Below are 12,360 nucleotides of genomic sequence, written 5' to 3'. Positions count from 1 at the left end.
AACAAGAATAAGATACTCAAATAAAAACAAACAATAAACAGGTAAATGATGACAAAATTTTACGCTGAAATTACGGGCTGGGGAAAGTGTCTGCCACCAGCCGTGCTATCCAATGATGATTTAAGCACTTTCATTGATACGTCTGACGAGTGGATTCGTACTCGAACTGGTATCGAAAATCGTCGTATCAGTCATGTAAATACCTCTGAGCTAGCGACCGTTGCTGCTCAACATGCAATGGCGTGTGCTGGTTTAACAGCCGAAGATATCGATCTTGTGATCGTAGCGACGTGCAGTCCAGACTCTCTTATTCCAAATACCGCGTCTAAAGTTCAACAGAACTTAGGCATCAAGAGCGCAGCAGCTTTTGACCTTAATGCAGCGTGTACAGGCTTTATCTACGGTGTTGAAACAGCAACTCGATTGATTCAAGCGGGCAACTACCGCAATGCGATCGTTGTGGGTGCAGAGCGTCTTTCATTCTTCATCGACTGGACCAAGCGTGATACTGCGGTTCTATTCGGTGATGGCGCTGGCGCTGTGGTTTTATCGCGTACTGAAGAACAAGTGGGTTTACAAGAAGCTCAAATCGGTTGTGACGCAGAGGGCCGTGACATTCTAGCAGTACCAAAATTCGGTACGTCTATGGACCGCTTTGCTGCTGATAACGGTTACTGGGATTTTGATTTCGTTGGTAAAGAGATCTTCAAGCGTGCAGTGAAAGGAATGGGCGCTGCAGCACATACAGTATTGAGTCGCACTGGCATCTCAACTGAAAACATCGATGTTGTGATTCCGCACCAAGCGAACATCCGAATTATTCAAACTCTGTGTGATATGGCGGGCATTGAACGTGAGAAAGCGTTTGTGAACATTCAAAACTATGGCAACACGTCGGCTGCGACTGTGCCAATTGCATTGTGTGAATCGTTAGAGCAAGGCTTTGTTAAACCGAACTCAAACATCCTTGTGGCGGCATTCGGTGCCGGTTTAACTTGGGGGGCAGGCCATATTAAGTGGGGTAGCCGTGTTGATCCGTTAGGTCAATCGGACGCTAAGCTTCCAGAAGCAGATAGCTCGGCATTAGAACTTCTAGAGAGAGCCATTTTACACTGTAAAACGCGTCCTAATTCTGAGAATGAGTAGCAGCATGGCGCAAGTTCGTTTTATGACAGAAGCCGACCTCGATGGAGCGGCTTTAGTTCACCAAGCTACTTTTGTTCGACAGCAAAACTCAAAAAATTGGTTACAATGTAACTTAAATGCTGCGCCACGCTTTCTTAACTTTGTTGCTGAAAGCGATGGCGAGATTGTCGGCTACATTATTTGGGTTCAAAAGAGTGGGTTTAGGCCTGAAGCTGTTTTGGAGCTAGAACAACTTGCTGTGTTACCGAGTGCTCAGGGGCAAGGATTGGGCAAAAAGCTGATTCTAGACTCTTTGCCTCAAGTGAAGCAGAAGCTATCAGAGCAGGGCTCGACACTAAAACATGTATTAGTGACCACCAGAGCAGATAACTTTGCACAAAAGCTCTATCAGTCGACATTGGGCGCAGAAGTCGAAACCACGATTTCAAACCTTCACTCAGCCGATGAAGTGCTTATGATAGCTCGCAATGTAGGTGAGCGAATCTGATCGCTGAGTGATTAGAACTCATTATAATCAGCAATATAAGTCGACCACGATCGATAAACGTTTTATTAGGGGCTAAGTTAGTCCCTTTTGTTATTTCTTAGGAAGTGTTTTGAAGAAAGTTTTAGCAATTGGCTACGTTTGGCCAGAACCGAATTCATCGGCGGCTGGCAGCCATATGATGTCACTTTTACGACTGTTCAAGAGACAAGGTTGGCCCGTTGAGTTCGCAACGCCAGCTCAAGAAACCGAGCATATGATTGATCTTTCTGAAGAGGGCATTACAAGCCAATCTATTCAGTTAAATTGCGATAGCTTTGACGATTACATTGAAGAGCTGCAGCCCGATGTTGTGATGTTTGACCGTTTTATGATGGAAGAGCAATTCGGCTGGCGCGTCGAGAAGGTATGTCCCAATGCCTTTAAGCTACTGGATACTGAAGATTTACAATTCCTACGCAATGCTCGACATGAAGCTGTTAAGAAAGAGACAGAGTTAACGAAAGAGCACCTGTACAGTGACTTGGCGAAACGTGAAATCGCTGCAATCCTGCGCTGTGATCTTTCGTTGATCATCTCAAGTTACGAGATGGAATTGCTCCAATCTGAGTTCAATATCGATCCAAAACTATTACATCACCTGCCGTTCATGGTTGATCTCAACACGTTGCCTGAAAGTACGAAAAGCTTTGAAGAACGTAAGCATTTCATGACGATAGGTAATTTTAGACATGCGCCTAACTGGGATGCAGTGCTTCAGTTACAGAAGATTTGGCCGAAGATTCGTAAGCAGTTGCCTGATAGTGAACTTCATATTTACGGATCTTATCCGCCGCCGAAAGCAACCGCTTTGCATAATCCAAAAACCGGTTTCCATATCAAAGGTTGGGCTAAAGATGCTCAAGAAGTGATGGAAGATGCACGTGTTTGTGTTGCGCCATTACGTTTTGGCGCTGGCATTAAAGGCAAGTTACTTGATGCGATGAAGCTGCAAACTCCGAATGTAACCAGCGAGATCGGCAGTGAAGGCATGCTACCGCAAGGTGAACTGCAATGGCCGGGTGCAGTGTCAGATGATATTGATGAGTTTGTTGAACAAGCTGTCGCTCTTTATAAAGATGAAAAGAAATGGCTTAAAGCTCAAAGCCAATGTCATTCAATTCTTGAAGCGCACTATGAACAGAATCAACTGGGCGACAAATTGATCGAGCGACTGACTGCGCTAGGTTCTGAGCTTGATGCGCATCGACTGAATAATTTCTTTGGTTCAATGCTTAAGCACCACAGCATGGCGAGCACGAAGTATATGTCCCAGTGGATAGCTGAAAAGAACAAGACTAAGTAGCTTACATAATACAACCAATACAACCGAATTAAATCATAAGCCCTTAGGTTAACGCCTAGGGGCTTTTTTCATGCAGGGCGCTTGTTAATTCCAGACTTACAAAACGACACATACTCGCAGTACATTAGCATTGACTAATTTATATTTATTAGTAAACTCTAATTTATAGGTTGTTATGAGTTTATGATGTTTGTGGATAGGAGAGGTTTGTGCTTAGTTTGATTCCTTGGGATGCTTTTTTCGGCGGCATGTTGTTAGGCGTGTCGGCCATTGTTTTAATGTTGGGGATTGGTCGAGTTGCTGGCATTAGTGGCATTGTCAGCCGATTATTGCCAACTGGCACCAGCAACAAAGAACGTAAAGATGCGGATACAGCAAACACCGAAAAACACTGGCGTATCGCCTTTGTTGTGGGAATGGTCGCAAGTGGTTGGCTATTAATTCCGACGGGCTACCAACTTCCGCAGTTAGAAGAGATGAATCTCGCTTTAGTGATTATTGCTGGCCTTCTGGTGGGCTTTGGTACTAAAACAGCGAACGGTTGTACTAGCGGGCATGGCATTGTCGGAATGGCGCGTTTATCTAAACGTTCTATTGTTGCGACCTGTGTATTTATGGGTGTGGCAATCGTAACCGTGTTTATCAAGAATCTGACTGGCTTGGGGGCATAATGAAAAACGCTTCATTTACTATCGTTATCGGTTTGGTGGCAGGTATTCTTTTTGGCTCTGGCATGATCATCTCAGGGATGGTTGATCCTGAGAAGGTACTCGGCTTCTTAGACATTACCGGTAACTGGGACATTAGTTTGGCATTCGTCATGGGTGGCGCGCTATTGGTCTTTGCACCGTTTTATCATCTGGTCATTAAAAAGCGCGCTAAAGCCATCAATGGCGAGCCGTTAGATAGCCGTAACAATCCGTTGATAGACAGAAAGCTGATTCTTGGATCTACAGCGTTTGGCTTAGGCTGGGGGATTGCTGGCTTTTGCCCAGGCCCTGCGGTAACCAGCCTAAGTGGCGGCAACCCGACGGTGTGGGTGTTTATGATAAGCATGCTGGTGGGAATGTGGCTGGCGGATCGTATGAACAAAACGTGTTAGTAGCAAGCTTATAGCTGATTACATTGGCTTTGACGTTATCCGTTCTGAACTGACCAAGCATAGAGGTTGACTCGCTTTCAGCACGAAAGTCAGTCAGCCTCTTTCTATATTTACTGTTTCTATTATTTTCAGTTATCTACAATCTGCTGTTATCTAAAATCTACTATTTAATAGTCGTTGAAACTGGACAGTGGTCGCTGAGTTTGTAGTCCAGAACATCTTGTGTTTCAAATACCTTCTGCTTTGCAGGAGAAGCATTTAGCGACTCACTCACCACAATATGATCAATAACAGAGCGGAACTGATGTGTGCGATAATTGTTGCGGTTAGAGCGTACCTTACAATCTGCACGGGTCTTTCGTGTCGCTAACTGCGCATCAGTATATTGTGATAACTCTTTCCACATCCAATCTCGTGAGTAAGCGAGGTTATGGTTAAAGTCGCCAAGAATGGCGTAGTCTTCGTTATTGCGCTCTCTTTGCTTTATCCACTTGTTCAGTTGCTGAGCTTGCTCTTTTAAACGAGAGCAATCGCGGTTGGACTTATACGCTCCGCTACAACCTGCCTTTAAATGCACAGACAACATGTGAATGGGTTTAAAGTTTGTTTCTACAACGATATAGCTGGCAAACCTAAGTTTACTGTTGGATGTGGTTTCAAGCGGAAAGTCAGCGTAGTCGGTGAGGGCTACTCCTTTACGAACTGCAAATCCCGTGTATTGGTTCACTTCTTTAAATTGGCGGTTGCTGTTCTTAGATAGCGCCCGGTCAGACATCAATATCTTGTATTGATCACCAGCCACACGCTGAATGGCATTTACGTTATCGACTTCTTGAAACGCAACCACGTCTGCGTCTAAGGATTGAAAATAAGTTGCGAGTTTGTCGAAATCAGCTTGATCACGTTTGTCAGAAAACTTATTCACAGCCTCGTTGGTTGATAACCATTCGATATTCCAACTGGATATGGTCAAAGGTTCAGCAAATGTCTGGCTACTGAGTAAGCAGCCTAACATTATCCAGTTTTGAAGTCGTTTCATGCCAAATATCCCTAATTTTGTCTGCCAATATTGATGAGCCGTTATCCTACAACACTTACCAAAAATTCAACTCTTTTTAGGAGTTTTTTTATTGTTACATTGTTTCTTTTCGACTTGAGAACTAGCGTAATAATATTGAATTGATCTTAGTCAGCGTTCTCTTTTTATTGATCCAAATCAATACTCAAAGTTGGTGGTTCTCGTTAAATACGCCACAATATCTAGTGTTAGTTAAACGATAAATCGCTCTATATAGTGTGTTTGTGGATAAGTCTGTGAATACCTCAAGAGTAAGGAGAAGTGGTGAAATCAATCGTAATCAAGCGTGATGGCTCAAGAGCTCCATTCAGTAGAGATCGCATCCAAGCTGCAGTGGAAGCAGCATCAGACAAAGCCGATAAGGAAATTGCTATTTATGCACTGAATGTGGCATTAGCAGTTGAGTTGAAGCTCGAAGACTACGATGAAGTTCATATCTCTGAAATTCAAACCATGGTCGAGAACGAGCTAATGCAGGGACCATACAAGTCTCTGGCTCGTGCCTACATTGAATATCGTCATGACCGCGACATCGCCCGTGAGAAGCAAAGCGCTTTAACTCGTGAGATCGAAGGTTTGATCGAAGAAAGCAACGTTGATCTAATCAATGAAAACGCAAACAAAGATGGCAAAGTAATCCCAACTCAGCGTGACCTGCTGGCGGGTATCGTGGCTAAACACTATGCAAAAACTCACATTTTGCCACGTGATATCGTACATGCTCACGAATGTGGTGATATTCACTACCACGATCTAGACTACGCACCGTTCTTCCCAATGTTTAACTGCATGCTTATCGATCTGAAAGGCATGTTAACGCATGGCTTCAAGATGGGTAACGCGGAAATCGACACACCTAAGTCTATTTCTACGGCGACAGCGGTAACCGCGCAGATCATCGCGCAAGTGGCGAGTCACATCTACGGCGGCACAACGATTAACCGCATCGATGAGGTTCTTGAACCTTACGTTATGGCGAGCTACGAGAAGCACTTATCGCTAGCGAAAGAGTGGGACATTCATAGCCCAGAAGCTTTTGCTATCTCTCGCACAGAGAAAGAGTGTTACGACGCGTTCCAATCTCTGGAGTACGAAGTAAACACGCTGCACACCGCTAATGGTCAAACACCATTCGTGACGTTTGGTTTTGGTTTAGGTGAAAGCTGGGGCTCGAAATTGATTCAGCAATCAATCTTGAAAAACCGCATTGCAGGTTTGGGTAAGAACCGTAAAACAGCCGTGTTCCCTAAACTGGTATTTGCGATCAAAGATGGTTTGAACCACCAGAAGCAAGATCCAAACTACGACATCAAGCAATTAGCGCTAGAGTGTGCGTCTAAGCGTATGTACCCAGACATTCTTAACTACGACAAAGTAGTAGAAGTGACAGGGTCATTTAAAACTCCTATGGGTTGTCGTAGCTTCTTGAATACTTACGAAGAAAATGGTGAGTTGATTCACGAAGGCCGTAACAACTTAGGTGTTGTTAGCTTGAACTTGCCACGTATTGCGATTAACGCAAAACAAGATATGGCTAAGTTCTACGAACTGCTTGATGATAAACTCAAGCTGGCTCGTCGTGCATTAGAAACTCGTATTTCTCGTCTAGAAAACGTGAAAGCACGTGTTGCTCCAATCCTATACATGGAAGGTGCATGTGGCGTTCGCTTGAAAGCAGACGACTCTATCGCTGATATCTTTAAGAACGGCCGTGCTTCTGTTTCTCTTGGTTACATTGGTATCCACGAAGCAATGACTGCGCTTTACGGTACTGACGTTCACCTGTACGACGATGGCGAAATGCGTGCTAAAGCGCTTGAGCTGGTGGAGTACATGAAGCGTGAAGTGGAATCTTGGACGAAAGAGACAGGTTACGCATTCAGCCTATACGGCACACCAAGTGAAAACCTATGTAGCCGTTTCTGCAGCATCGACACCAAAGAATTTGGTGTGATTGATGGTGTGACAGACCGTGGTTACTACACCAACAGCTTCCACTTAGATGTGCAGAAGACAGTGAACCCATACGACAAGATCGATTTCGAGATGCCTTATCCTGAAATTTCTAGCGGTGGTTTTATCTGTTACGGCGAATTCCCGAACATGCAGAAGAACATCGAAGCACTAGAAAACGTATGGGATTACAGCTACACACGTGTTCCTTACTACGGCACTAACACACCGATTGATGAGTGTTACGAATGTGGTTACAACGGTGAGTTCGACTGTACAAGTAAGGGCTTTACGTGTCCTAAATGTGGCAACCATGACTCAACCAAAGTATCGGTGACGCGCCGTGTTTGTGGTTACCTTGGTAGCCCAGATGCACGACCATTTAACTTCGGTAAGCAAGAAGAAGTTAAACGCCGCGTGAAGCATCTTTAGTAAGCTCTAAGATTATTAGCTAGCTTACTTAGAAGAGCTACGTTTCAAGAAATATGTTTGGTATCGGCGCTATGTCGATACCAATTCATTTGTTTCAACTCTCGCTACTTTTCGAGTTAAACCATTAAGCCATCACGAGTTTTCAATACTGCCTTATGAATTATCACCAATATCACCCAATCGACGTTGTAAATGGCCCTGGAACACGCTGCACTTTGTTTGTGTCGGGTTGTGTACACCAGTGTCGCGGGTGTTATAACCAATCAACGCAAAGGTTGGACTCCGGGCATTTGTTTACTCAAGAGCTGCAAGACCACATTATCGCTGATCTCAATGATCCACGAATCAAGCGTCGTGGCTTGTCGCTTTCAGGTGGTGATCCTCTTCATCCTGCAAATGTATCTGAAGTGCTTAAGCTTGTTCAGCGTGTAAAAGCAGAATGTGAAGGCAAAGACATCTGGATGTGGACGGGCTACGAGCTCGACGAACTCGACGAAAAGCAGAGGCAAGTACTTGAATATGTAGATACTTTGATTGATGGTCGTTTTGAGCAAGATAAAGCGGATCCAATGTTGGATTGGCGTGGTAGTTCAAACCAAATCATCCATCGGTTCCAGCTTTAGTGGACTAACGTAAATTTACGACATACTACACTAGTACAAATAGTTAGCCTCAGCCCTCTGCTGAGGCTTTTTTTTATTTTATGACGTAGTTAAATTTGTAAATTGATGGAATATTGAACTATCTGGAGTAGGGATTGCTAGGATGTACTGGATTCAACTAGAGTTATCTCCTAAAAATCAAAACTTTGATGAATTTCTGTTTCTTAAATTGTAAATAAAATGATAACTTGGAGGTCATTACTTGAATTTCAAAGGGTTGTGACTTTCATGTTTTCACATCTACCAAAACCAACTTTAGATCCAATTCTATCTCTTTCTGTTGCTTACCGCGGCGATACTCGTACTGATAAAGTCGACTTAGGCATTGGCGTTTACAAAAACGATCAAGGCGAAACTCCGATCATGAAAGCCGTTTCTATGGCTCAAGATATCGTTGTTGAAACGCAGAAAACCAAAGCTTACGTTGGCCTAGCAGGCTGTGAAGAGTTCAACCAGAGCATGGTTGATCTGCTGCTTAAAGGGACTTCTGCAATGGATCGCGTTGCTGCGATTCAAACACCGGGTGCAAGTGGTGCACTTCGCATGTTGGGTGACTTAATGAAAGTTTCTCAACCAGACACCACGGTTTGGATTTCAAACCCAAGCTACGTTAACCACAAACCGGTGATGGAAGCGGCAGGCTTAAAAGTTCGATATTACAATTACTTCAGTCCTGAAACGAAGCAAGTTGATACTGCAAGAATGTTGGATGACCTTTCAAAAGCGGGTCCATCAGATGTGGTACTACTGCACGGTTGCTGTCATAACCCAACGGGTGCGGATATCGACTTTGAGGCGTGGCAGGAAATTACCAAACTATCGCAGAAAAATGGCTTCTTGCCGTTCGTTGATATTGCTTACCAAGGCTTTGGTGATGGCTTAGAAGAAGACGCAAAAGGTCTTCAACACATGGCTAACAACGTCGAAGAGATGTTGATTACGACATCTTGCTCGAAGAACTTCGGTTTATACCGTGAAAGAACGGGTGCCGCTATCGTGATTGGCAAAAACAACGAACACGTTGGCAATGCTAAAGGTAAGCTTCTAACGCTTGCTCGTTCAACTTACACAATGCCGCCAGATCATGGTGCAGCTTTGGTTAAAACAATTCTTCAGAATCAAGAGCTAACCTCGATTTGGAAGCAAGAATTGAGTGAAATGCAGCAACGTTTGTTAAATCTGCGCCAAAGTTTATGTGATGAATTGCGAAATACTTATAACACGTCACAATTTGACTTCATTGAAAGCCATAAAGGCATGTTTAGTGTACTAGGCTTTAAAGAAACTCAAATGAATCAATTACGTGAAGAATATGGAGTCTATGGTGTTGGTGATGGACGCATCAATATCGCAGGCCTTTCCGAATCTCATATTCCTTATGTAGCAAAAGCGATAGCAAACGTTTCAAAATAGAAGGTGACTGAATGTATAATTGGAAAGCGATTGTAGTTTTAATGCTAAGTGGTGGCCTGTTTGCTTGTTCGGCTACAACTCAAGCTCCTGTTGAGCCAGAGCAAAAGCCTCAAATCGAACAACCTGTTGTGGATGACTCTTCAAAAACTGACGCAACAGAAGGCGAGAAAGTAACGGAACCTACTGAGAAGCCTGAAGAAGTAAAACCAACTGAGCCGGAAGTAAAACCTGCACCTGTTGAAAAACCAGTAGAGAAGGTTAGAAAAACAAGTGACGGCAAACTGATTCTTGGTGAAGAAGAGTGGGTGTTTGTTCCTGGTTTAAAAGAAGCGTTTAAAGCACGTGTCGATACCGGTGCAACAACCTCTTCAATCAGTGCAGTTGATATTGTTGATTTTGAACGTGACGGCAAAGACTGGGTTAAGTTCAAGATTGAACACGACGGAATTACAACTGAAGAGATCAGCTTACCAGTAGAACGCTGGGTTAAGATCAAGCAATCAAGCGCAGAAGGCACACAACGACGCGCTGTGGTTGTAGCTTCGATTCAAATTGGCGATCTAAAAGACAAAACTGAATTTACGCTAGCCGACCGAACGCATCTTTCTTTCCCACTTCTGTTGGGTAGAAGCTTCTTTAGAGATGTTGCGGTTGTCGACGTGAGCAAAAAATACGTTCAGAAGAAAATTACTAAATAACAAGTTCTGCTCGTCATCAAAGCTTTTCGTTTTGAAGAGCTATAGTTTCAAAGGTGACGAGCTTAAAAGACTTTTAGTGTTGATAAATGAAATCCCTACCAGTTCTGCTGGTGGGGATTTTTTTATTTACACCCCATAACGTATGAAAAGCATCTAAATGGTCTATGTTTACTATTCGTTTACTGTTTAGCCTCGACAACGTGATCGAGATCTCTATATAATCCGCGCTTCGATTTTTGTTTAATCCATACTTTCGTACTTCTTATTTAGGTTCTTGAAATAGCCTAATAATTATCTGTCAGTACACGCTTAGGAATTAGTTCTTTGATATCTACCGCGAACATCACAATGCAATTTGGCGCAGAGCCGCTGTTTGAAAACATCTCTGCTAAATTTGGTAACGGCAACCGTTATGGTTTGATCGGCGCCAATGGTTGCGGCAAATCAACGTTCATGAAAATCCTAAGTGGCGCATTAACGCCAAGCTCGGGCAACGTTTCTATCACTCCGGGAGAGAAACTGGGTGTGCTAAGCCAAGATCAGTTCGCTTTCGAACAGTACAGCGTTATCGACGTTGTGATCATGGGCGACAGAAAACTGTGGGAAGTAAAACAAGAACGTGACCGCATTTACTCTTTGCCAGAAATGAGCGAAGACGACGGCATGAAAGTCGCAGAACTTGAAAGCGAATTCGCGGAAATGGATGGCTACACAGCAGAAAGCCGTGCTGGCGATATCCTAATCCAAGCGGGTATTGAAGAAGAGTTCCATTTCGGCTTGATGCAGCAAGTTGCTCCAGGTTGGAAACTGCGTGTGCTATTGGCACAAGCTCTGTTTGCAAACCCAGATATCTTGCTTCTTGATGAACCGACCAACAACTTGGACATTCACACGATCAACTGGCTTGCTGAAGAGCTAAACCAGCGTAAATGTACAATGATCATCATTTCGCACGATAGACACTTCCTGAACTCTGTGTGTACGCACATGGCAGATATCGACTACGGTGAGCTACGTGTTTACCCTGGTAACTACGAGTACTTCCTAGAAGCATCAGGCTTGATTCGTGAGCAACTTCTAGCAAGTAATGCTAAGAAAGCGGCTGAAATCAGTGAGCTTCAAGATTTCGTAAACCGTTTTGGTGCTAACGCATCTAAAGCAAAACAAGCAAGCTCTCGCGCTAAGAAAATGGACAAAATCACGCTTGATGAAGTGAAATCATCGAGCCGTATGAGCCCATCTATTGATTTTGGTGAAGGTAAGAAACTGCACCGTCAAGCGCTTGAACTTCAAGACCTTGGTCACGGCTTCGATGGCGAAACATTGTTTGCTGGTGGTAACTTGTTGCTTGAAGCGGGTACTCGTCTTGCGGTTATCGGTGAGAACGGTGTGGGTAAAACCACGCTGCTACGCTGTCTAGTTCAAGAGCTAGAGCAAAACGAAGGTATCGTTAAATGGTCTGAAAACGCCTCGGTAGGTTACTGCCCACAAGATAGCACTAAGGATTTTGATAACGACCTGAGCATCTTCGATTGGATCTCACAATGGCGTACAGCGAAGCACGATGACCTTATGGTACGTGGCATTCTAGGTCGTCTATTGTTCACTGCTGACGATGCGAACAAAAAAGCGCGTAACTGTTCTGGTGGTGAGAAGAACCGTCTGTTATTCGGCAAGCTAATGATGCAAGACATCAACGTGCTTGTAATGGACGAACCAACGAACCACATGGACATGGAAGCAATCCAAGCCCTGAACGATGCGTTGAAGGTTTACACGGGCACGCTTATCTTCGTAAGTCATGACCGTGAGTTTGTTTCTTCATTAGCAACACACATCATTGATGTAAAAGATCAACAGCTAGTGAGCTTCCAAGGTACTTATGAAGAGTACTTAGATCACCAGAAAAAGATGCTGATGGTTAGCTTATAAAGCAAGTCGCTGGCTCAGGTCGTGAACGACTAAAAGCCAGCGAAACTAACAAACAAAAAAGCCCCGAACATTAATATGTTCGGGGCTTTTCTATGGTAAACGCCCCATGAACCTA

11 protein-coding genes are annotated in these 12,360 nt (G+C 43.9%); 10 read left to right on the top strand and 1 reads right to left on the bottom strand.

Annotation, left to right across the window (positions count from 1 at the left end):
* Positions 1-48 precede the first annotated feature (48 nt).
* The 5 genes from AB4371_RS21330 to AB4371_RS21310 all read left to right on the top strand — a co-directional run bounded on the left by AB4371_RS21330 (position 49) and on the right by AB4371_RS21310 (position 4,077).
* Positions 49-1,146 (top strand): ketoacyl-ACP synthase III, encoded by a 1,098-nt coding sequence (locus AB4371_RS21330; protein WP_017060124.1) that lies wholly within the window; start codon positions 49-51, stop codon positions 1,144-1,146.
* A 22-nt stretch (positions 1,147-1,168) separates the two neighbouring features.
* The gene (locus AB4371_RS21325) at positions 1,169-1,633 is read left to right on the top strand and encodes a GNAT family N-acetyltransferase (protein ID WP_102320829.1); all 465 of its coding nucleotides are present in this window, start codon (positions 1,169-1,171) and stop codon (positions 1,631-1,633) included.
* 109 nt (positions 1,634-1,742) lie between these two features.
* Positions 1,743-2,975, top strand: coding sequence for a glycosyltransferase (locus tag AB4371_RS21320; RefSeq protein WP_372074905.1), 1,233 nt, complete (start codon positions 1,743-1,745; stop codon positions 2,973-2,975).
* Positions 2,976-3,184: 209 nt separating this feature from the next.
* Positions 3,185-3,646, top strand: a complete 462-nt coding sequence (locus AB4371_RS21315) for a YeeE/YedE family protein (RefSeq protein ID WP_010429747.1) — start codon at positions 3,185-3,187, stop codon at positions 3,644-3,646.
* Positions 3,646-4,077: a YeeE/YedE family protein gene (locus AB4371_RS21310; protein ID WP_016787649.1), complete on the top strand. Its 432-nt coding sequence runs from the start codon at positions 3,646-3,648 to the stop codon at positions 4,075-4,077. Before AB4371_RS21315 ends, AB4371_RS21310 begins: the two co-directional genes overlap by 1 nt.
* A gap of 163 nt (positions 4,078-4,240) precedes the next feature.
* On the opposite strand, the gene AB4371_RS21305 is transcribed toward AB4371_RS21310, so the two are convergent.
* Positions 4,241-5,116 carry an endonuclease/exonuclease/phosphatase family protein gene (locus AB4371_RS21305; RefSeq protein ID WP_017064569.1) on the bottom strand — a complete coding sequence of 292 codons (876 nt, stop codon included), beginning with the start codon at positions 5,114-5,116 and terminating at the stop codon, positions 4,241-4,243.
* Between the two features lie 303 nt (positions 5,117-5,419).
* Here AB4371_RS21305 and nrdD point away from each other — a divergent pair, with 303 nt between their 5' ends.
* The 5 genes from nrdD to AB4371_RS21280 all read left to right on the top strand — a co-directional run bounded on the left by nrdD (position 5,420) and on the right by AB4371_RS21280 (position 12,245).
* Complete coding sequence (nrdD, locus tag AB4371_RS21300; protein ID WP_102394372.1) at positions 5,420-7,540, top strand: anaerobic ribonucleoside-triphosphate reductase; 2,121 nt, start codon at positions 5,420-5,422, stop codon at positions 7,538-7,540.
* A 155-nt stretch (positions 7,541-7,695) separates the two neighbouring features.
* Entirely contained in the window at positions 7,696-8,163 is a 468-nt protein-coding gene (nrdG, locus tag AB4371_RS21295) for an anaerobic ribonucleoside-triphosphate reductase-activating protein (RefSeq protein WP_372150631.1), read from the top strand.
* 267 nt (positions 8,164-8,430) lie between these two features.
* Complete coding sequence (locus AB4371_RS21290) at positions 8,431-9,615, top strand: amino acid aminotransferase (RefSeq protein WP_372150630.1); 1,185 nt, start codon at positions 8,431-8,433, stop codon at positions 9,613-9,615.
* Between the two features lie 11 nt (positions 9,616-9,626).
* Positions 9,627-10,313, top strand: a complete 687-nt coding sequence (locus AB4371_RS21285; protein ID WP_017069095.1) for an ATP-dependent zinc protease — start codon at positions 9,627-9,629, stop codon at positions 10,311-10,313.
* A 324-nt stretch (positions 10,314-10,637) separates the two neighbouring features.
* Entirely contained in the window at positions 10,638-12,245 is a 1,608-nt protein-coding gene (locus tag AB4371_RS21280; RefSeq protein ID WP_081325167.1) for an ABC-F family ATPase, read from the top strand.
* The last annotated feature ends 115 nt before the right edge of the window (positions 12,246-12,360 follow it).

It is taken from the genome of Vibrio sp. 10N.261.51.A3, from assembly GCF_041471965.1.
GTDB lineage: Bacteria > Pseudomonadota > Gammaproteobacteria > Enterobacterales > Vibrionaceae > Vibrio > Vibrio crassostreae_C.
Note: the sequence above shows the minus strand (reverse complement) of the source record. Positions and strands in the feature narration are given on the sequence as shown.

Bases quoted from the DNA above. Each gene is read 5' to 3' on its own strand.
- AB4371_RS21330 (WP_017060124.1), top strand. From the start codon at position 49: ATGACAAAATTTTACGCTGAAATTACGGGCTGGGGAAAGTGTCTGCCA.
- AB4371_RS21325 (WP_102320829.1), top strand. From the start codon at position 1,169: ATGACAGAAGCCGACCTCGATGGAGCGGCTTTAGTTCACCAAGCTACT.
- AB4371_RS21310 (WP_016787649.1), top strand. From the start codon at position 3,646: ATGAAAAACGCTTCATTTACTATCGTTATCGGTTTGGTGGCAGGTATT.
- AB4371_RS21305 (WP_017064569.1), bottom strand. From the start codon at position 5,116: ATGAAACGACTTCAAAACTGGATAATGTTAGGCTGCTTACTCAGTAGC.
- nrdG (WP_372150631.1), top strand. From the start codon at position 7,696: ATGAATTATCACCAATATCACCCAATCGACGTTGTAAATGGCCCTGGA.
- AB4371_RS21290 (WP_372150630.1), top strand. From the start codon at position 8,431: ATGTTTTCACATCTACCAAAACCAACTTTAGATCCAATTCTATCTCTT.
- AB4371_RS21285 (WP_017069095.1), top strand. From the start codon at position 9,627: ATGTATAATTGGAAAGCGATTGTAGTTTTAATGCTAAGTGGTGGCCTG.